Annotated in this window: 12 protein-coding genes and 3 rRNA genes; 8 read left to right on the forward strand and 7 right to left on the reverse strand. The window is 44.3% G+C overall.

Features of this window, described 5'->3' with window-relative positions:
* Positions 1 to 77: ribosomal RNA gene (locus BUR09_RS16360) — 23S ribosomal RNA — on the forward strand; the annotation flags it as partial.
* Between the two features lie 118 nt (positions 78 to 195).
* Positions 196 to 310 (forward strand): 5S ribosomal RNA (gene rrf, locus BUR09_RS16365).
* A gap of 136 nt (positions 311 to 446) precedes the next feature.
* On the opposite strand, the gene BUR09_RS16370 is transcribed toward rrf, so the two are convergent.
* On the reverse strand, positions 447 to 2,684 hold the full coding sequence (locus BUR09_RS16370) for a vitamin B12-dependent ribonucleotide reductase (RefSeq protein ID WP_074218022.1): 2,238 nt from the start codon (positions 2,682 to 2,684) through the stop codon (positions 447 to 449).
* 303 nt (positions 2,685 to 2,987) lie between these two features.
* Between BUR09_RS16370 and BUR09_RS16375 the strand changes: the two genes are divergently transcribed.
* Both BUR09_RS16375 and BUR09_RS16380 read left to right on the forward strand, forming a co-directional pair.
* Entirely contained in the window at positions 2,988 to 4,184 is a 1,197-nt protein-coding gene (locus BUR09_RS16375) for a hypothetical protein (protein ID WP_074218023.1), read from the forward strand.
* Between the two features lie 271 nt (positions 4,185 to 4,455).
* Entirely contained in the window at positions 4,456 to 4,743 is a 288-nt protein-coding gene (locus BUR09_RS16380; protein WP_074218024.1) for an HU family DNA-binding protein, read from the forward strand.
* 188 nt (positions 4,744 to 4,931) lie between these two features.
* Here the strand turns inward: BUR09_RS16380 and BUR09_RS16385 are convergent, their stop codons facing one another.
* Positions 4,932 to 5,690 (reverse strand): TrmH family RNA methyltransferase, encoded by a 759-nt coding sequence (locus BUR09_RS16385; RefSeq protein ID WP_074218025.1) that lies wholly within the window; start codon positions 5,688 to 5,690, stop codon positions 4,932 to 4,934.
* A 161-nt stretch (positions 5,691 to 5,851) separates the two neighbouring features.
* Here BUR09_RS16385 and BUR09_RS16390 point away from each other — a divergent pair, with 161 nt between their 5' ends.
* Together BUR09_RS16390 and BUR09_RS16395 are read left to right on the forward strand one after the other, a co-directional pair.
* On the forward strand, positions 5,852 to 7,501 hold the full coding sequence (locus BUR09_RS16390) for a LysM peptidoglycan-binding domain-containing protein (RefSeq protein ID WP_074218026.1): 1,650 nt from the start codon (positions 5,852 to 5,854) through the stop codon (positions 7,499 to 7,501).
* Between the two features lie 143 nt (positions 7,502 to 7,644).
* The gene (locus BUR09_RS16395; protein ID WP_074218027.1) at positions 7,645 to 10,473 is read left to right on the forward strand and encodes an FAD-binding and (Fe-S)-binding domain-containing protein; all 2,829 of its coding nucleotides are present in this window, start codon (positions 7,645 to 7,647) and stop codon (positions 10,471 to 10,473) included.
* Between the two features lie 378 nt (positions 10,474 to 10,851).
* On the opposite strand, the gene pruA is transcribed toward BUR09_RS16395, so the two are convergent.
* From pruA to BUR09_RS16420, 4 genes are all read right to left on the reverse strand, one after another.
* Positions 10,852 to 13,863: an L-glutamate gamma-semialdehyde dehydrogenase gene (gene pruA, locus BUR09_RS16400; RefSeq protein ID WP_074218028.1), complete on the reverse strand. Its 3,012-nt coding sequence runs from the start codon at positions 13,861 to 13,863 to the stop codon at positions 10,852 to 10,854.
* 390 nt (positions 13,864 to 14,253) lie between these two features.
* Positions 14,254 to 14,472, reverse strand: a complete 219-nt coding sequence (gene infA / locus BUR09_RS16405) for a translation initiation factor IF-1 (protein ID WP_066858657.1) — start codon at positions 14,470 to 14,472, stop codon at positions 14,254 to 14,256.
* Positions 14,473 to 14,606: 134 nt separating this feature from the next.
* A complete protein-coding gene (lgt, locus tag BUR09_RS16410) occupies positions 14,607 to 15,407 on the reverse strand; it encodes a prolipoprotein diacylglyceryl transferase (RefSeq protein ID WP_074218029.1) in 801 nt (266 codons plus the stop codon).
* 269 nt (positions 15,408 to 15,676) lie between these two features.
* Positions 15,677 to 16,600: a helix-turn-helix transcriptional regulator gene (locus BUR09_RS16420; protein ID WP_074218031.1), complete on the reverse strand. Its 924-nt coding sequence runs from the start codon at positions 16,598 to 16,600 to the stop codon at positions 15,677 to 15,679.
* A 283-nt stretch (positions 16,601 to 16,883) separates the two neighbouring features.
* On the opposite strand from BUR09_RS16420, the gene der reads away from it, so the two are divergent.
* Complete coding sequence (gene der, locus BUR09_RS16425; RefSeq protein ID WP_074218032.1) at positions 16,884 to 18,275, forward strand: ribosome biogenesis GTPase Der; 1,392 nt, start codon at positions 16,884 to 16,886, stop codon at positions 18,273 to 18,275.
* Between the two features lie 37 nt (positions 18,276 to 18,312).
* Here the strand turns inward: der and BUR09_RS16430 are convergent, their stop codons facing one another.
* The gene (locus tag BUR09_RS16430; RefSeq protein WP_074218033.1) at positions 18,313 to 21,261 is read right to left on the reverse strand and encodes a PAS domain S-box protein; all 2,949 of its coding nucleotides are present in this window, start codon (positions 21,259 to 21,261) and stop codon (positions 18,313 to 18,315) included.
* A 733-nt stretch (positions 21,262 to 21,994) separates the two neighbouring features.
* Between BUR09_RS16430 and BUR09_RS16435 the strand changes: the two genes are divergently transcribed.
* Positions 21,995 to 22,071, forward strand: a 16S ribosomal RNA gene (locus BUR09_RS16435); the annotation flags it as partial.

The following is a 22,071-nucleotide window of genomic DNA, read 5'->3' on the forward strand; positions in this document are numbered from 1 at the left end:
CAGGTTGATAGGCTGGGTGTGTAAGGGCAGCGATGCCTTCAGCTAACCAGTACTAATAGTCCGTGAGCCTTATTTTTCTACATCAAATCATTCTTTTCCTCCCTTAAGATTATATTTCAGGGTTAGCCCTTTGATGTGGCAGCAAGGTAAATATTGCTCGCCTTTCCAAAGAACTGACTGACCCGACATATTTTTCTTGGTGGCCATGGAGGTTGGGGTACACCCGATCCCATTCCGAACTCGGAAGTTAAGCCGACCATCGCCGATGATACTGCAGGGGAGCCTGTGGGAAAGTAGGTCGCTGCCAAGATTTATTTCTAGACCGCGTTTCAAAAGAAACGCGGTCTTTTTTTGTTTCGATTTTTTATTTGTTAGAGACAAAAAAAGCCGGTTGCCTTATGACAACCGGCTTATCTTTTATTTTTCACCCTTGCTGAGTGAGTAGGTTAGCCACACTTAGTATAGCCACAGCTGTAGCACTTGTTACATCCTTCTTCGAATATAAGTTCACCACCACAATCAGGACACAACTGTTTAGTGAGTCCATTTGTGGAGTGAACAGAAACAGAAGACTTCAAATAACGGTTTTCTAAAATCCATGCGATTGCATCGGGAATTGAAAGTAGTAACCCTTTTTTCTTGAATACAGGATGCTCACCACCGATACCTTTGAGTTGGCGTACTATGTCGATTGGTTCAATGCCTGCACGAAGTGCTAATGAAACAAGACGGCCGATTGCTTCTGCTTTAGCTGTAATTGAGCGGCCGGACTTACCAATCGTGGTGAACAACTCAAATGGCTTGCCGTCAATCTCATTGATGGTCACATAGAGTACGCCAAGTCCGGTTTCTACCTTTTGAGTGAATCCATAAACGATTTCCGGGCGTTCAACTTTAAGCCTTACCGGTTCCGGGGCTTCTTCCCGTTCTGGGCTTTCTGTGCATAACACCTGAGATTGGAGACTACCATCTCGATAGACGGTCACTCCTTTGCAGCCTTGTTCATATGCCAGCCAGTAAATGGAGCGGATGTCATCAACAGTTGCTTCTTTTGGGACGTTAACGGTTTTGGATACAGCGTTGTCTGTGTACTTCTGGAATGCCGCCTGCATTTTTAAATGGTATTCAGCTTCAATATCCATCGCCGTAACGAAAACCTTTCGGAGATCTTCTGGGAGGTAATCAATATCAACGATGGTGCCTTTTTCAGTAATGGCATCCATAAGTTTTCTTGAGTAGCAACCGCGTTCTTCCAGTGCAGTTTTAAAGTACGGGTTTGTCTCTACCAGTTTTTCGCCGTCCATGACGTGACGCGCAAAGGATAGGGCAAACAGTGGTTCAATGCCTGATGAGCAACCGGCAATGATTGAAAGAGTACCTGTAGGGGCAATAGTGGTTACTGTGGCGTTACGGTATGGCCCAAGATCACGTTCGCCAAAGATAGATTCTTTGTATGCTGGGAATGCACCGCGTTCTTTTGCAAGCTGTTTTGATGCAGTTCGACCCTCTGCTTGAATGAACTCCATAATCTTCTCAGCAAGGTTGAGTGCTTCCTGACTGTTGTATGGAATATTCAACTGGAACAGCAAGTCTGCCCACCCCATAACACCGAGACCTATTTTGCGGTTCATGGTTACCATTTCGGTAATACGCTCTAGTGGGAAACGGGAGGCGTCAATGACGTTATCGAGGAAGCGAACTGCAAGGTGTACAACTCGATTGAGCTTGTCCCAATCTATGGAGATAGGTTGCTCGTCATCTTGTTTTACCATTACGCCCAGGTTGATTGAGCCGAGGTTACAAGCTTCGTAAGGAAGAAGCGGTTGTTCACCACAAGGGTTAGTGGATTCTATCTGACCAAGCGCTGGAGTCGGGTTGTCGCGGTTGATGCGATCAAGAAATACAATTCCAGGATCTCCTTTTTCCCATGCTTTCTGAACCAGAATTTCAAAAACTTCACGGGCATTCAATGAGCCTGCGACTTCACTGTCGTGCGGGTTGACCAGATCATAGTCTTCATTGTTTTCGACGGCTTTCATGAAATTTTCAGTAAGTGCTACTGAAAAATTGAAGTTATTGAACTCACCTTCTCGTTCTTTAGCACGGATAAATTCTATAATATCTGGATGATCCACGCGGAGTATGCCCATGTTTGCACCTCGTCGTGTTCCCCCCTGCTTGATCTGTTCAGTTGCTGTATTAAAAATGCGTATAAAAGAAACAGGGCCGGAGGCGACACCGCCGGTAGAGCCTACACGGGAATCTTTAGGACGTAGACGGGAGAATGAGAAGCCAGTTCCGCCACCGGATTTATGGATCATTGCAGCATACTTAACTGCATCAAAAATTTCTTCGATTGAGTCGCCAACAGGTAATACAAAGCAGGCAGCAAGCTGGCCGAGTGGGGTGCCTGCGTTCATGAGTGTCGGTGAGTTGGGTAAAAACTCCATATTTGTCATCATGGAGTAAAAATCTTTTGCAAGCGTATCTGGAGTGACCGTAGTGTTTTCGTATTTGCTTTCTTCTGATGCGATGGCAAAAGCAACGCGCCAGAAGAGCTTGGTTGCATCTTCGATAGGATTACCATCTATGTCTTTGCGGTAATAACGTCTTGCTAGAACAATTTCGGCATTGTCATTCATTGTTCTGTACTCAACGTCAGCCGGGATATGCAGTTCAGTCATTTTGCTTGCACCTTATTCTGTAATGTATCGTAATCTTAATTAAAGCCTCAATTAGTAATGATTACTATATTAAATAACGTGAAGTTGCCATATAAAAATGATAATTCATGAATAGTAGCGTTTTTACTACAAAAATTCCTTAAAAAAAAATTGGTTGAGCCTTCAGTATAATGATCAGTTAATCACTTACCTAGTAACAAAGCTCTGATTTTTGTAGCTCAGATAGGAAGTTTGACTGAAATTCTATGACGGCATAGGCTTAAACTTGGTTGTAAAACCAAACTTAGCTCATGGAAGGTAAAAATGTTGAAACAAGTTTTGATAGGTGTTGTCTGTGCGGTTGTTTTTTCAGCGGCCTTGGCTACATATGGCGTTTTTGATGTGCATATTATTGCATACGCATTAGCAATATGGGCTGTTGCATGCATGTTCATGCGTGGAAATAAGGCGCTGTATATTACTGGTGCATTTGTGCTGGTTACTCTCGTAGCGTGGGGAGGTGTTAGCATAAGTGGATTGGCTGAAGAGAATGCGACAACCCCAGAACAGTATCTTGCTGAATACAACCCAAGTTTGGCCTTGTTCACGTTTGCGCCAAGCCGTCAGTTGCAGATGAAGCAAACAGCAGGTTTGCTGGCACGTATTGACTCAAGAGTTGAACCTGTTGCCCGTGATATTTCATTTGTTACTGACAAAAATGGTCTTCGTAATTCTAATGGAGTAAACAACCCTAACGTGCTGCTTATTGGCGGCAGCTTTGTCGTAGGTAATGGTAATACGCAGTCTTCTCTTATTAGCGATATTTTGCGCGATCAATACAGTGTTGAAGCGTATAACATTGCGACTCCTGGAAGCCTTGATGAGCAGGCGTTTCTTGCTTTGATGCTCATGAAAGAGCAGCAGTTGGTTAAGAATGGCGTACTCTTTGTTTTTGAAGGCGAAGATTTTAAACCGTTCAGCTCAGAGGTGCATTATCCCCTTAAGCGCCTTGTTAACTACCTTGGAAATAATGAGCTAGGACGCTTATTACGTGAATATCGTGGTGACTTTTTGGCGAACAGTGCTGATAGCGTAGGCGTTGTCTCATACCCGATTGGTGGAAGTAACTTAGCATTTTCTGAAGCGTATGTTGCAGAAACACTTGTAACCAAATATGAGGCAGATCCTAAATTTGAAGAATTGCTGGCATCCCTTAGTGATAAGGCTGGCCTTGTGAAGGCAGTGGTGTTCGTTCCGACAAAGTATCGAGTGTATGCTTCTCTTCTTGGAGGTACAATTGCACAGGTTCCTGAGTCTCCAAAGTTGGCAGCGCTGCGCGCAATGTCTGAGAAGCATGTATTTAAAGTTTATGATCTTACTCCGCATCTTCAGGCTAAAGCAATTGCAGAGTGGGGGCAGCGTAAGCAATTGATCTGGTGGACGGATGATGTTTACTGGAATGAATCTGGTGCAGAAGTGGCTGCTGAATTAGTGAAGGAAATCTTACTTGGTAACAAGTAGCTATTAAAGAAAGTACTTTTTCTAACTTGTCCTTGCTTTTGCACTCAATAGAGGTCTAAGGGGCGAAAATTAAAGTAAAAAAGCCGTGTTAATTTCCCGCAAAACAGGAATTAGCGCGGCTTTTTTACAAAATATAATAGAAAATTCCACTTTTAGCGCAATTCTATCTCAGAAATGATTGACATAAAGGCCGTATATCTGCATAGAATCAAAGCTATACATTACAAAGGCTTGTCTAGGGGGAGAACCATTTCGCAAGGAGGAAACTCTCATGCTAACGAAAGCTGAGTTTGTTGTAGCTCTTAAAGACACCCTGCCAGAAGTTTTTGAAACTAAAGTTAGTGCTGAAAAAGCGTACGATGCATTTTGTAAAGTGCTGACTAAAGGCGTCGTAAGTGAACAGGGTGTTCGTCTTCCTAATGTTGGTGCATTTTCTGTTTATGACCGTGCGGAACGTACCGGCCGCAATCCACAGACTGGTCAGCCTATGACCATTCCAGCTCGCAAAGTAGTGAAATTTTCACCAGCTAAAGCACTTATGGAAAGCGTTAATAAGTAGTTTTTTACTCAAAGGGTCGTCACTTTTGGCGACCTTTTGACATCTCTCTTCTTTCTTCCCTATCTACTTCACATCGTTACTGATCTGCAACTTATCATAGGTTGCGGTTTTTCTCTTTAGTTTGTTTACTTATAAAAAACAGTAGCACCCTGCATAAATAATCCTTTTACAATACAGTATATTGTAAATTAATCACAATTTGCAGCATAGAACTGAGAGAGCATCATGGCGCCGGCTTGCGCAACATTAAGAGAGTCGAATCCGTGTGCCATAGGAATAAACAGGGATACATCCAGTCGCTTCGCGACGTTTGGGCGGATACCTTTTTCTTCATTTCCCAGTACAAGAACTGCAGGCGTGTGGAGTTTTGCTTTAAACAAGTTTTCTGCGCCTTCTTTGTATTCTGCACCGTAAACGAAGTATCCCATTTTTTTAGCAAGTTCTAATGTGCGTGAGATATTAGTGGCTTTTGCAACAGAAAGCTTACCAAGTGCTCCGGCGGAAGCTTTTGCAGCAGCTGCGCCCAGAAAAGAAGCATTGTGTTTAGGAATAATCATGCCCCCTGCTCCGATTCCATAAATGGTACGGGCAAGAGTCCCTGCGTTACCCGGATCCTGAACTTGATCCAGAACAACAACAAGCGGTAGTTCCGCTTCCAGTGCTTCTGCAAGAACTTCATCTTCAGACTTAAAGCCTGCTTTAAATATTTTTGCGATAACGCCCTGATGGTTGCCGTCGAATAGTTTGCTTAAGGACTGTTCCTGTACAAAAGTGAAACGAATTTTGTGCTTTTTGCACAGGTCGGTGATTTTGGTGATATCTGCCCCGCGTTTGTCTTTGCGGATAAGCACGGAGTCGACTTGCTCTGGTGAAGATGCAAGATGTTCGGCTACCGGTTTTACGCCGGGAAGAATAGCTTCAGTGTTTTCGTTGTAATTGTCGTTCATAATTATATATCCTGAAAAAGTCGCTAAATAGATGCAAGATTCTTTGTAACAGATGATTGCCTTGTACTCTCGTATAGGGTAGGTGGCATATCATTATAAGGGTGAACTACCTGTCTAAAACCAGTCTTGCAATAGCTACACCCCCGCTAAATGGAAAATAGATGCAGAAAAAATCTGATATTCACAAAATGACTTTCCGACAGATTCTTCTCTTGTGCTTAGCGTGCATGTTGCTTGCGGCGTGTACACCTAAATCAAGCAAGAGCACAGCCACATTGCCGGTTACTCCAGCTCCAAATGAAGCTGCCGTTATTTCCGAGCTTATAGAGCTTGAAGTAACAGGTGAGCCTGCAGATGAAGTGGTGGATGTGCAGGTTCCGCCTGCAGATGACGCAGAGCCATTATCCAGTGAAGAACTTGAAGCGCTAGAAACTCGTCTCAACATCAATATAGAGATGGATGAGAGTGATCGTAAGGTTGTTGAGCAATATTTCAAGTATTTCACTCACAGAGGTCGCAAGACATTCCAGCGTTATCTCTCTCGTTGTGGCGGTTTGCTTCCGCATGCTACTGAGATATTTAAGCAAAAAGGCCTGCCAGAGGAAATCGTATATCTGGCATTTGTTGAAAGTGGATTTAATGCGAAGGCATACTCTCGTGCAGGAGCTGCAGGTGTATGGCAGTTTATGCCGTACACTGGTAGAAAATACGGTTTGAAACAGGACTGGTGGATTGATGAACGTCGAGATCCTTATAAGTCCGCAGAATCTGCCGCAACCTACCTTTTGAAGCTGTATGACGACTTCGGGGATTGGTACCTTGCCATTGCTGCATACAATGCAGGTGAGGGCAAAATTGGTCGTGCCATGAAGAAAACCGGTGCCGAAAGCTTCTTTGAACTCACACAGAAAAACCACAAACTGAGCCGACGCGCACGACTTCGTAAAGAAACAAAACACTATGTTCCTAAGTTTCTTGCTATCGTAAAGATCATGCGTAACCTTGAAAAACTTGGCTTTGATCCTATTGATACAGAGTCATGCGAGCCGGTTAAGGCTATTCAGGTAAAAGGTGGTACAGATCTACTTGCATTGGCCAATGATCTTAAGATCAAGTGGAAAACATTTTACAATATGAACCCTGCGTTTCGTCGTCAGGTAACTCCTCCTGATTACGAAACAACTGTTTATGTTCCTGCTTCAAAGGCTTCAAAGGCGATGGCTTTCCTTAAAAGCGATAAGTCTCGACCTTACGCTGGATGGATTGCATATAAGGTGCGTAGCGGGGATTCGTGGTACCGTATCGGCCGTAAGCATGGTGTTCCGGTCGCTGTCCTTAAAAAGATTAATAATCGTCGAAGTAACCTGCTTAAGCCTGGTCAGCGGTTAATGATTCCTGGCAGCAACTCCACACAGGTTGCGTGGCGTAGCCCCCGTGCTAAGACTCGTGCAATTGCACAGAAACGCGGGAAATACATAGTTAAGAAGGGAGACACCCTTTACGATATCTCTCGTGCAACAGGTGTAAGCGTAAAGACATTGTTGTCTGCAAACGGGTTGCGCTCCGCTAAGCAGCTTCGTGCTGGTAGCAAATTGTATATTCCAAATAAGTCTAAAAAAACTACCATTGCCCAGAAGACTTCAAAGAAAAAAGGCACAAAGACTGTTGCATATCAGGTTCGCAGAGGTGAATCTGTATGGACAATCGCTAAAAAGTTCGGCGTATCATATAAAGATGTTCTGCGTTGGAATCAGCTGAGCAAGCGCTCTGTTTTGCGTCCTGGTGATAACCTGAAAATTTACACGAACTAATAATAAGTTATTCCTTTGTATTTAAAGCCCTCGCTTTCCGCGGGGGCTTTTTTTGATTGATAATAGTAAAACTTTTCATTCATGGCATCAGACGCCAATGCTACTGTTTGTGTATTAATTGAAAACCTAGCAGGAGTAGCGAGATGCATTCAACGCCACACACAGCTTTTTATAATGATTTATTGTCCATAATTCCGAAAAAAAGAATTTATAAAGATCCGTTACAGGTACTTGCATATGGAACAGATGCCAGCTTCTATCGTCTGATTCCTAAGATGGTAGTAGATGCAGAGAATGAGGAGGAAGTGCTGCAGCTACTACGATTCGCCGATAAGCATAGGGTTCCGGTAACGTTCCGTGCAGCGGGAACAAGTTTGTCCGGTCAGGGAATATCCGACTCTGTACTCGTGCGTATTGGTGATTCTTGGCGCAATTATCGAATAGCGGAAAATGCTACACGTTTTGTTGTGCAGCCGGGACTTATAGGTGGTCATGCCAACAGGGCACTTTTACCGTTTGGTAGAAAAATAGGTCCTGATCCGGCTTCGATTGATAGCGCAAAGATTGGCGGTATTGTTGCTAACAACGCATCAGGCATGTGTTGTGGCGTTGCGGAAAATAGTTATAAGACACTGCATAGTATGCGTCTTGCACTGTATGACGGCACACTGCTGGATACAGCGTGTGAAGAGAGCAAACAGGCTTTTGAAGAAAAACATTCGGAAGTGGTGAAAGGTCTTTTAGGTATTCGTGAACGTGTCATGGAAGATAAGGAACTGGCCGACCTGATTGCAAAGAAGTTTAAAATTAAGAACACAACAGGATACAGCCTGAATGCCATCGTGGATTTTGATGACCCATTTGAAATTTTACAACATCTCATGGTGGGTTCAGAAGGAACGCTCGGATTTATATCAGAGGTAACCTATCGAACGGTTATTGAACCTAAATACAAAGCGACAGCGCTTGCTATGTTCCCAAGTTTGAAAGACGCTTGTTTGGCAACCATGGAGCTGAAAAAACAGCCTGTGTCTGCCGTAGAGCTTATGGATGAGCGTTCATTACGTTCTGTAAGTGACAAACCGGGAATGCCGGATTCAATTAAAGGTATTGCACCGGGTACTACTTCTCTTTTAATTGAAACGGCCTCAAATGACCCGTTTGAAATTGAACAGAAGGTTGAGGCAATCATTGCTTCTATTGATCATATCAACAAGATTGAGCCTGTAGAATTTTGTCACGATCCTGTTCAATGTGCTCGATTCTGGGCTGTACGTAAGGGGCTGTTCCCGGCCGTTGGAGCTGTACGTGATGTTGGAACAACGGTTATTATCGAAGACGTTGCTTTCCCAGCGGAAAGTTTTGCAGAAGGTGTAGCTCGACTGGATGAGTTGCTTAAAAAGTATAAATACGATTTGGCCATTATGTTTGGTCATGCCCTTGAAGGAAACTTGCATTTTGTCTTCACGCAGGACTTCGGCATTGATTCAGAGATTGAGCGCTATCAGGCTTTCATGGACGAAGTTTGCATAATGGTAGCGACCGAGTATAAAGGGTCACTTAAAGCTGAGCATGGCACAGGGCGCAACATGGCGCCGTTTGTTGAATTGGAGTGGGGTAAAAAAGCACATGATCTCATGCGTGAGATCAAAAAATTACTCGATCCGTATAATCTGTTGAACCCTGGTGTTATCATCAACGACGACCCTCGTGCACACCTGACAGCACTTAAACCGTTGCCAGCCGCACATGATATTGTAGATAAGTGCATTGAGTGCGGGTTCTGTGAGCCTGTTTGTCCTTCAGCAAACGTGACATTCACTCCGCGTCAGCGAATTACAAGCTTACGTGAGCTCTATCGGCTTAAAGATTCGTCTATTGATCAGAAAGAATTAAAGAAAATGTGGGCAGAGTATAATTACCTTGGCATTGAAACTTGTGCAACTGACGGGTTATGTCATACCCGTTGTCCTGTGGATATCAACACCGGCTCTATGATTAAGGAGTTACGCGCACAGCATGCCTCATCTTTTGCAAACTCTATAGCAGATTGGGTAGGACGAAATTTCAGTACGGTAGCTAAAGGTGTCCAAATTGCGCTTAAAGGAGCAAACCTTGCCCATCGCTTGTTTGGTACCCGCGTAATGGATTCTGGAGCAAACGTACTTCGTGTTGTCTCTCTGAAAAAGATTCCGCTCTGGAACAAAGAAATGCCGACAAGTGCCGGTCCGATTAAGCCTGTACCGATTAATGAAGGTAATCCGGATAAGATCGTTTATTTCCCAAGCTGCATAAGTAGAACAATGGGACCTTCTAAAGACGACTCTGAATCAACAGATATTTCGCAGAAGACAATTCAGCTCCTGCTCAAAGCAGGATACGAGGTTCTTTTCCCGTCTAATATGCAAAACCTGTGTTGTGGACAGGCCTTTGCTTCTAAAGGGTATACTGCCCAGGGTGAAACTAAGTCCAAAGAGCTTTCCGATGCGTTGCTGACTATCTCAGAAAACGGCAAATACCCAGTTCTCTGCGACACAAGTCCATGTTTGCACCGCATGCTCGATTACATGGATAAGCGCCTTACTTTGTATGATCCAATTCGTTTCTGCTTGGAATGTCTACCGGAGAGACTGGATTTCGTAAAAGTTCCTCGCAAGATCGCTATTCATCCGACATGTACTGTGCGGGAAATGAATCTTGTTGAACCGCTCGTAGAGCTCGCAAACATGTGTGCTGAAAAAGTAGTACTTCCGGACGATGTTTACTGTTGTGGCTTTGCCGGTGACAGAGGCTTCTCGTTCCCTGAGCTGAATAAAGCAGCCCTTGCTGATCTTCCAAAGCAAGTGCAGGACTGTGAAGAAGCGTATTCAACGAGTCGGACATGTGAAGTAGGGCTTAGCCTCCATTCTGGTCTCAAGTACCGGAACATAATGTATTTGGTTGATGACGCGACTGTTGTGAAGAAAGGGTAAGTCGAGATTTTTTGGCCTGCGGCGCTTGAGTTTTTGTGCCTCCGGCGGGTCTTCGACGGGGAAGGCTCCGCCTTCCATCCGCAAGGGGGATTACCCCTTAACCCGTCTAATGAAAAACGCCGGTATGTTGAGATCATTACGGCTTAATATCGAAAAGAAAACGGATGACACAAATAGTGTCATCCGTTTTTTGTTTTTGCGTACCTGTTATTTGCTTACAGGCGAAGTCAATCATCATAAAGTAGTGGTGATTAAGCCGCGAGAAAATATAGTCACGGACTAGTTTCGCAATTAAAAGTTTTAGGAAAGGGGTCTGGGGGATGACCCTTTTTTAAAAGGGTTTCCCCCAGCTGTCGGAGACAAAATAATACGATTGTATTAAATCCAGTCATCATCCGCTTCGATAGGCGCGAAACCACGACGCATGGTGTTTTCTGTTACTACACGCGGATCGAGGAATTGAATCAGGTAATCTGGACCGCCGGTTTTGGAGCCTACGCCGGACATCTTGAATCCGCCGAATGGCTGACGCTCTACGAGCGCACCTGTGTTGTTACGGTTGAGGTAGAGGTTACCAACGCGGAATTCTTTGCGAGCTTGCTCGAGGTGCTCTGGAGAACGGGAGAATACGCCGCCGGTGAGGGCAAAGCTGGTTCCGTTGGCAATTTCAAGTGCTTCATCAAATGTTGATGCACGCATAACTGCGAGTACCGGCCCGAAGATTTCTTCTTGAGCAATGCGATGCTCTGGCTTGATGTCGCCTACGATGGTTAATGGAACGTATGCGCCTTCTGATGGATGGTCATCACGCTTAAGAAGAATGGTTCCTTCTTCTTCTGCAATCTTGATGTATTCCATAACAGTTTTTTGGCAGGAGGCATCTGCAAGAGGTCCCATGTAGTTTTCAGGATCTTCGGAGCGACCGATTTTGATGTCCTCAGATGCTTTTACGAGTCGCTCAATGAAACGATCATAGATTGGATCTAGAACGATTACGCGGGAACATGCGGAACACTTCTGACCTTGGAAGCCAAAGGCAGAGTAGACTACATGCAGCACTGCTTCGTCGAGGTCGGCGTCGTCATCAATGATGATGGCGTTTTTGCCGCCCATTTCGGCGATAACACGTTTGCATTGCATCTGGTTTGGCTGAACAACAGATGCTTTGTTCTGGATGCGGAGACCGACTTCCATGGAACCTGTGAAGCAGATCATGGATACTTTCGGATGCTCGATAAGGTAATCACCCATAACAGAGCTTCGACCCGGGCAGTAGTTGAATACGCCGTCTGGCAGTCCTGCCTCTCGGAAGATTTCTACAAGGTTATAGCCAATACGGGAGGATATGGATGCTGGTTTGTAAACAACTGGGTTACCGGTAACAATGGCTGCGGAACACATGCCGATTGCAATGGCGAACGGGAAGTTCCATGGGGAGATAACAGCTGCAACACCTTTTGGCTGGTAGAAGAGCTGGTTGTGCTCACCCGGCGCACGACCCATTCTGCGTGGCTTGTCGAGACGAAGCATTTCACGGGCGTAGTATTCGAGGAAGTCGATACCTTCACCAACATCGTGGTACGCCTGATCCCATTGCTTACCAATTTCAAGCACCTGCCATGCGGAAAGTTCGTATTGACGCTCACGTGCAATCTCTGCGGCTTTAAGCAAACAGGCAGCACGTTCTTTTGCAGGTGTGTCGCGCCATGTGAGGAACGCTTTATCAGCGGCTTCAAGGGCTGCATCAATTTCTGCTGTACCAGCCTGACATACATCAGCAATTTTTTCACTGTAATCAGCAGGGTTGGTGGTCGGGATGACGTCGTCTGTCTGGACTTCTTTACCATTGATGTAGAGTGGAATGATTCCACCTGCTGATTCACGTATTTTGCTGATGGCAGCAGGAAATGCTGTTCTGCAGCGTGGAATGGTAAAGTCGATCATTGGATCGTTTTTAAAGTGTGGAAGACCATCGACAAATGTTTCTGGAGCAGGATCAGGCCGTGCGTCCATTTCACGTTTCAGGGTTATCTCAGGGTTTTCGAGGAGACGTGCTATTTCTGCTCCGTCAGCAAAAGACTGACGAAGGAAGGATTCGTTCGCAGTATTTTCAAGAAGACGGCGTACCAGGTAAGCCATGCCTGGAATGATATCACCGTATGGGCAGTAGAGACGAACGCGGCCTGCAACTTTAAGCAAACCTTTACGTACAGGTTCTGCCATGCCGTAGAGTACTTGGAATTCGTACCGTTCTTCAGGCACGTTCATGGCTTTTGCCATTTCCATGGTGGCAGAGATGGAGCGGATGTTATGGGAACCACAGGCAAAGTAAACTAACTCATGGTTTTCAAGCAGAATCTTGGCAACACGTTCAAAGGCGATGTCGGATTCCGGCTTATGCATCCATACTGGGAAATCCCAGTTATTCTGCTTCGCCAGAACTGATTCCATATCCCAGTATGCGCCTTTTACCAGACGTACTGCGATTGGGAGCTGTTCGGTACGTGCCCATTGAACAAGCTGCTCGGCATCTTGCTCTGTGCAGCGTAAGTAAGCCTGTAGTACGATAGAAAGATGTGGATAATGGCGGAATTCAGGAGCGCTGCGTAAGCGGCGGAATAACTCCAGAGTAATTTCGCGGTATTTGAGTGATTCCATATCAATGCACAGGAATCCACCCATTTCGATAACCTTACGGTAAACAGGCTCGAGACGTTTGTAGATACCCTGTACAGAGCCTTCAATATCAACAGGTTTTGCCTGAGAATAGAGTGCAGAAGGTTTTATGGATACATTAACCTTCGGTGTGAACCCCCAGTCCATGTTTTTATCGCCAGCCTTACCAGGGTGGGCTTTCCATTTGGACTGTTCTTCAGCGATTGCATCAAGTACCTCAAGGTAGCCGTCGCGGTAGGCGTCTGCTTCTTCTTCACTTACGGTAGCTTCACCAAGTAAATCTACTGTGAATGTGAAGCCTTCCTTGCGCAGTTTTGCAAGGCCCTTAACCGCTTCTTTGGTGTTCTGACCAACAATGAATTGGCGTCCCATGTTCTCAATGTTGGAGCGGATGGTCTTTTCCATGAGTTTAGCAGTAAGTTTACCACCTAAACTGGCTTTGCCTGCACCCCATTTAAGAACGGCTGGAACTTCATGGTCATCACCTGAGAAGTATTCGCGAATATGACGGGACAATGACTCCGAAGTGTTCAGATAAGGAAATACGTCTACAAAACGGAAAAGCTGAACCTTGAAGTCTTCGTTCTTCATAGCCCAGTCCATGACTTTACCGGTCCACCAACCTTTGTTGAAGATAGATGGTGCCTCGCCACTGATGCTTGTGAAGAACTCTTTACCGCGTTCAACAATCTTCGCCTCTAGCTGTGTATCCATTCAGGCCTCCTGAAGTGTACAAGTTGTCAATCGATAGATGTTCACTCTGTATTGGTCAAAATTCGGAACCTACCACCTTTATTTTATGTATAGTTATGAAAGTCGTTGTACAGCCTTAGCAAAATAGTGGCAAGCATCTCTGCGAATTTACAATATAATTCGAAAGAATAGCCTGAATAAGGGAGTCCTGGCGCTGACTGTTTGTACAATCCTTTATGGTGATGGCATTATTTTTATAGGTAGTGCTGTAGTCGGAGGACATAAAAAAGCGGTGTGCAAAAGCACACCACTTTAGAATACAATTCTACATTGAACGCACTGCAGAGGTTCTTACGTATTGAAAATTATAATGCGTAGAAACAATACATGGCTTGAGAAGTGGCAAGAATATTACTTATTGCGGTAAACAATCCGCCCCCTGGTAAGATCGTATGGAGAAAGCTCCACTTTAACCGTATCTCCAGGCAGAATGCGGATGTAAAATTTACGCATTTTACCAGAGATATGAGCAAGAACTACGTGTCCGTTGCTCAACTCTACTTTAAACATTGCGTTTGGCAATGCTTCCTGCACTACGCCATCAACTTCAATGGCTTCTTCCTTAGCCATGATTCCTCCATATAAAACAGTTGGTAATATGAATTTTCACAGTGAAAACTCTCTTTATTGTTACTATGCGTGGATAGCGACAAATATGCCCCGCTGTCAATAAGGAGAACGGCTTTAACTAATCCGAAACGTTATTATTTTCTGTTTGTTGGAAATTCGTTCTTTTTATATGCAATCATAATAAGATACGTTCCAAACAGTACCATAGGCACACAGAGAAGCATTCCCATTGTGAGCCAGTTAAAGGCAATGAAGCCGAGTTGCGCATCTGGTTCGCGGAAAAATTCTACAATAAAGCGGAATGATCCGTAGAAAATGAGAAAGAGTCCGGATACAGCGCGGGTAGGGCGCGGTTTTGCAGAGAATCCCCATAAGATAAGGAAAAGCATCAGACCTTCCAGCCCCGCTTCATATAGCTGGGATGGGTGGCGGGGAAGGGACCCTGCACCAGGAAAAATCATTCCAGTAGGTGCATCAGTTACTCTGCCCCAAAGTTCTGCGTTGATGAAGTTACCGATTCTTCCAAAGAATAATCCCGGAGGAACCATGGGTGCGAAAAAGTCGCCCACTTCAAATAACGTCATGGTATGTTTGCGGGCAAAGAGTGCGAAACAAACAATGACACCAAGCAAACCGCCATGAAACGACATGCCGCCGTTCCAGATAGCAAAGATTTCTAGTGGATTGGAAAGGTAGAACGACAAATCATAAAAAAGCACGTAGCCGATTCTGCCGCCTAATACTACGCCGAGCACACAAAACGTTACCAGATCGTCGACCATTTCAGTGGTCCAGATACTCGTTGGCTTAGAGGCACGGTATCTGCCCAGCAGCCAAGCCGCGAGAAAGCCGAAAAGGTACATAAGGCCGTACCAGTGTACACTGACAGGGCCGATTGAGAAGACCGTAGGGTCTATTTTGGGGTATGTAAGCATATATATCTCCGTAACAGCAAAATGCTCTACTGGTCGAGATTTATTGCGTCAATCATTGTTGCTGAAAATTGTGATAACTGTTTCTATGTCGTGCTGAATTTTATTGAATTCTGTGAAAACGAGGTGTTTGCTCCTTTTTTTGATGAGGTAGTAATCATAAAAAAAGGAGATGAGGTTGTCCTCTCTCCCTTGTGTCTTATTGAGTATGTATGACTGCTTTAAAGCCGACATATTTGTATAGGGGCAATTTGCCCCTGAATGAGACAGCGCTATTCCGGACTACCACCTTCACCCGGATAAATAACGCTGGCAGAGCGCGTAAGATCATACCCACCTAATTTTTCTGCGTGGGCTATGATCTGTGGATCACGTAGCAGACTGATGAAGGCCTGAATGTTTTTTTCGAAGTAGAGTGACTTAGGAATGATAAGGTCATAGCGCTCCCATTGTACTGGGATGAAATCAAGATTTAGTGCCTTTGCTACGGCACGGATACCGAGACCGGCATCTGCGCTGCCGGTGATGATTTCGAATCCTACATCAATGTGGCGTGCGACGCAGTTGTCGTAACCTGGAATTGTATTACCTTCTGCACCTGCAGCAGCCAACTCTGCATCAAAAAGTAGTCTGGTTCCTGTGCCCGCAACACGGTTCACAACCGTAACGTTGCCAGATGCAATCTCTTTGGTCCCTTTGATTTTTTTAGGGTTCCCCTTGGCGATGATATAGCCCTGTTCACGGAAGCAGAAGTTTACAACCGCAGGTGGTTCCTGCATTTCGTTTTGAGTGAAGGAAAAGTTGTAGTCGCTTTCGTCCCTGTCCATAAGATGACTTGTTGCGATGTGGGCTGCACCGTCGCGAACTGAGCGAATTCCGCCGAGGCTGCCAAGGTTGCAGAACGCGGCATAGGAGCCTTCGTTTTCCTGCATGTAAAGCTTCATGGCGTAATCAATAAGCATGTCATTACTACCGGCGATTATGAGCGTTTTTTCCATGGCAGAGCTTGCCGGAGCGGATTCAGGGTAGTTCATGGTGCGGGCTTCTACCCACTGTTCCACAAGGTGAGCTGGAAACAGCCATTTTCCGGTTGCCTTGGTTGCCGGTAAATTTTTTTCAGAGATGAGGGTGTATATCATCTTCTCATTTACACCAAGGTACTGTGCAACTTCTTTAGTAGATAAAAGCTTTTTCATGGGGAGTTCTCCGCAGTTATTAAGTGAGGACTGTAGTTGATGTGTTAGTAGAAAATCAACCCACCAACCAGTTTTCCCCGTATGATGTTTTATATTGCGAGTAAGTTTGATATCAGCTTACTTGCATACTGCAAACTATTAAGGTATTGCCTCTTGCCTTCTTGCGTATTCTATAGATGGAAGGCGATGCCTTCCGCAGACCTCTGTCATTGTCTGCCAATTTTGAATACCAAGTACTTAAGCGGAGTTAGCTTCGCGATCTTATATTTTTTCGGAAACAATCATGACTTCTAAAATCGCACTTATTGGACGTCCTAACGTAGGTAAGTCCACTCTTTTTAACAGACTCATTCGCAGTAACCGCGCAATTACACATGACCGTCCGGGCGTTACTCGTGACCGCATGGAAGGTGTTGTTCGCCGTGATGGTGAAGAATGGACTATTATTGACACCGGCGGTGTTACTCTGGACGAGAACCAGGTTACCGCTGCTCAGGGTCCTAATGAACTTCGCGGCTTTGAAGAAGAAATTCTTCGCGGCGTAACTGAAGCAATTGAAGAATGTGCAGCACTTTGTCTTGTTGTAGACGGTCGTGACGGCCTGCTGCCTTTTGACAGACGTCTTGCAACGTTTGCTCGTAAAACAGGTTTACCTGTGCTGCTGGCTGTTAACAAAGTAGATGGTGGCGAGCTGGAAGAAGAGTATACAGCTGAATTTCATGAACTTGGTTTTCCTATGATTGCTATTTCCGGCGAGCATGGCTACCAGATTCGTACTTTTGAAATGATGCTTCGTGATATGCTTCCAGAGCAGGAAGAGGAAGAGTTTGCAGCGCCTGAAGAGTACAAGCAGCTCGGCCTTAAAATCGCTATGCTTGGCCGTCCTAATGCGGGTAAGTCTTCTCTAATCAACGCTCTCACTCGTTCAGAGCGTATGATTGTTTCTGACGTTGCGGGTACAACTCGTGACTCTGTTGACGTTACCTACGAAATTAATGACAAACGCTACACTTTCGTAGACACCGCAGGTATTCGTCGACGCACTAAAATTACCGACACTGTTGAACGTTATTCTGTAAACTCTTCCATTAAATCAAGTACTAAGGCGAATGTTACTTTACTTGTCATTGATGGTCAGGAAGGGGTAACTTCTCAGGATAAGCGCCTTATCAAGCTGCTTGATGAGCGTAAGACTCCGTTCATGGTACTTATTAACAAGACAGACCTTGTTGAGCCAAAGCGGATGCAGGAAGTACGTAAGGAATATCAGCACGAGTTGGCTTACTGCGGTCATGTTCCTGTTTTGCATGTTTCTGCGCATACTCGCATGGGCTTGAAGCAGATTTTGCCTCTTGCAGAACAGATTTGGCAGGAGTGCTCTGTACGTATCCCGACAAGCATGCTTAACCGTACTCTGGATGAGGTTGTGACCAAACATCAGCCACCGGTTGTTAAGCGTGTTCGTCCGAAGTTCTTCTATATGACACAGGCTGAAACTCTTCCGCCTACATTTGTATTTTTCTGTAACGACCATGAGCGATTGAAAGAGCATTACATTCGTTACTTGGAAAAAGCGGTGCGTAAGGCCTTTAAGATTGCACATGCACCAATCAGATTGAAGTTCCGTTCAAGTCACTCTAAGCGCAGCTTCCCTAAGAAAAAGAAGAAAAGATAATAATAAAGCCCGCACAAACTATGCGGGCTTTTTTTATTTATGCCACTTGGCTGTTATTAGCCTTGTTTTTCAGCGTCTCAAGAAGCGCAATTAATTTTTCCGGTTGAATATTCGCGTTTACTGTCAGTGTGTAGGGATCAATATATTCTGCATGCGATACGTGCTCCTGACTGAAAAATATAACAATGCGCGAAGGTTCCAGCCGCTCCTGCTTCTCCATCTCTCTGATTTTCTTGATCAACCAGTAGCTATCAAGCGTGATGTTCCCTGTATCCAGCAGGATAAGTTCCGGTTGGTATAGCTGTCTAGCATCTACTCCTTTCATGATATCGTCTACTTGCACAACGGTGTATTGCTGTTGTTGTAGCTGTTGCTCCAGTTCGTTCGTTCTATGTGTTTTTTTCGCAATGAAAAGTGTGAGAGTAGGAGTCAGCGAGCTTTCAATTACATTATATTGTTCTACTCTTGGAAGTAATTGGGCGTTTAACCTAGCAAGTAATTCGTTCACCATTACCGGTTTGCGGAAGGATTCAATTTTGGAGTGGGAGTATGTAGGTTCCCAGTAGGAGTGGGTGACTGTATACAGCGATGTTGTTAATGATTGAAAATAGTTATTGAGCTTTTTTTCTGGAAGAGACTCGAATGCACAGTCGCAACTAATGAGAACATCGTACGAATGTTGTTTTTCGATCAGTTGATTACAGTATCCAACCTCAATAGGAATGAAATCACAGGTTGCACCGAGCCTGCTAAGTGTTTTTCCAATGAAGTTTATGGTGTTGTGACTACAGTATGTCAGTAAGATAGTCTTTCCTTTCAGGAGGGAATGCAGGTTGTCTCTTAAGGGAATACGGTTTGTTAGGTTAACTTCAAAGGCAAATATATGCACGTCTGCTGGAGTGACGTGTTGAGTAAGCTCAATTGAGAACATTTTTATCATTCGTTCAACAATGGCAAGGCTTAGTTGCTGGCCTTTTTCTCCGTAATATTCTGGCTGAGGTAGTGTACCTGTTTCTTCAAAGGTTTTATCGTGGTTAAGAGATTTCTTTTGACCGCATACTTCAAATATAATTTGCATGTGCTGGCTCAGCACTTCCCCTGCAGTGACTGTCAGAGTAATGATGCCGCCGTGTACGCGTTTTGCTGCAATATTAACTATATTACTAAGTGCTTGTAGCGATTTTGAAAAATCAAACCAAATTTCTTGGGGTACGGTTGGGTCAAGGTATATACATATGTCTGATTGTAGTTGCATTGCACGTGAATATGTGGATGCGTGGACTTGTCTTAGCAGTGTCTCCAGCTCAAAGGTGTTTCGTTCAAAATAGACGCTTCCTGTTTCCAGCAAGGCAAAATCGCGAATGTTGGTTATCAGTTCTGAGAGTAGCTCATTATGGAATTGTAATTGTTCCATATGGCGTTGTTGGATATTAGTTGGCTGAGTTTCACTGAGAAGAATTAATGCTTGGCTTGTAGATTCTGCAAGTGGTTCAATTTCTTGAGTTAAGCCCATGTAGAAATGATGTCTGTCTTTTGTAATCGTCTCGGCAGAGTGTTTCGCGCGCTGTAACCCTTGCTCAGCAAGAACGTGCTTAGTAACATTATAGAGCATAAATACCAGCGACGATTTGTTTGCACACCGCAGGTGCTTAATTACAGTCTCAACATGTTGTGACCGTTTCCGAGCGGAGTTCAATCGAAGTCGCGCTCTGAATACATTTTTGGTATCCAATGAGGCAGTAATCGACTGACGCACATGCGCCATGCCTGTAATCACCTTTAACTGATCCATGCTTGCAAAAATTTCTTTAACTTGTTGGTCGAAAAGGTTTTTCTTCGTACCGCCAAGCAAGGTGATCAACTCTTCGTTCCATTCAAGAATTCTACCTTCAAGGTCGCATACAATAAGCGCAGTTGTGCAGGCTTCAAATAGCGCTGTGTGTCTTTTATATTCCTCACTTTGCATAAGTTGCTCACAGTATTGAACAAGCTTATTGGCACCATCACTGATCTCATTTATTGATGTCGATTCAGCAAGTGCAAGCAAGTGTTTTTTGTCTTTTTTGGGGTCGCCGCTAAAAGCGGTAAGCCCTATTAACGAATGCATATACTTTTGGGATAGGCGTAATGCGAGGCAATACGTAAGTACACAACCGGGAAAACAGAGAAGAAGCCAAGTAAGGAATGTTTTGGAAGGATTAGGCGTTAGCCTTTGGGTATAAGCATAAAGATAGAGCTGATTCATCCCCATTGGAATTGCAAGTTGTTCGTGATTAAACAGGGCCGAAAAAGAGAGCCCTTTCATTGCGTTTTGAAGAAGAGTAACGGGTTTGGAAATGACGCCACCGGAAAGTATGTCAGTGAAACTACCATGCTCCATAATAAGGATACTGTATTGATCTCTATTAAGGTCAATAGAGTTAGTGAAGGATGTGAAAGAGAAGATGCTTCCAAGGATTCCGACAATAGTACCCTCAATTCTGAGTGCATGAGTTAGACACAATAAGTATTGGCCCGATGAACTTTTGTAGATAGCAAGGTTAGGTGAAGTGTTTGTGTGGTGTAACACCTCTTGTACATCTTTACTTGTCTGGCCAAATGAAAATATTTTATTCGTTTTTACAGATTGAATGAAGTAAATTTGATCGTGATCAAAGTCATGAACAGCGCTAATCCATTTCAGTATAGCCTGTTCATCATCCATTGAAATGGCGTTAAGTAGGTCTGTGTCTTGCGCAAGGTATTGAATGACAGCCTGTTGCTCTTCAATTTCTCTATTAAGGTGTAAACTGAGTAATTTTGATTTCTCTACGCTTTGATCAATGAAGTCTTGATGATAGTGTGAAGATTGTAAGTAATAGCCGGCGAAAAGAAATAAACACGAAAAAATGCTAAAAATAAGGAGTAGAAGAGCGCTCCACCAATAGTAAATGGAATGCTTTTGTGCTGAGAGGCCTGATGTTAGGTTTTTAAGAAGACATGGCATTGAAAATTAACCCCTTGGCATGCTCTTGATGTAAGAGATGATTAGTACAGATTTTCCTTTTACGGTATTAGAGATGGATTACTTTCAACTGTTTTGGAAATCTGGCAGATCTTACTTCGTGCTATATAATGATTGCAAAGAAGGTGAGCCTAGTTAGTTCACTTTTTTATGGTGGGCTGTATTCCATGACAGTGTTGTTTTTTCGAATGGGGGGGGAGGGCAGAAATTTATGTATCTTCTGCTGATCGGTGTAACTTATTCTCGCTCAACGGTTTTAAGTGAATTGTGTCGTTATATTTAGAAATAAAAGCAGAAAATCTCAAAAAGTTGTTGACGGCGGGAGGCAAAAACCATAGAACTTCCTTCCTCGCTACGGAGAAGCAGTTCTCAGAGCGAGTAAGTTCATTTCACAATCGGTAAAACTGAGTCGACGAACTCTTCAAAAAAGTTTTTCAAAAACTTTTAAAAAGGGTTTGACAGCGGAAGGTGGAAAGCATAAACACTCCCTCCACGCCGCGAGACAAGGTTTCGTCAGACAGCGAATGAAATTAAATTTCAAAAAGTTGTTGACAGCTTAGCGGCTGGGTGGCATAAACGCCAACTCGACGCGAGGCAAAATAGCCGAGCGGAGCTTGAAAAAGCTCTTTGACAATTAAATAGCGAATCGGATTGATTTAGAGATCAGCTAGCGTCATCTGCTACAATGTAGTGGATGTCACAATACAGAATTATTAAACTGGAGAGTTTGATTCTGGCTCAGATTGAACGCTGGCGGCGTGCCTAACACATGCAAGTCGAACGCGAAAGTTT

The sequence above is a fragment of the Halodesulfovibrio marinisediminis DSM 17456 genome (assembly GCF_900129975.1).
Taxonomy (GTDB): Bacteria; Desulfobacterota; Desulfovibrionia; order Desulfovibrionales; family Desulfovibrionaceae; genus Halodesulfovibrio; species Halodesulfovibrio marinisediminis.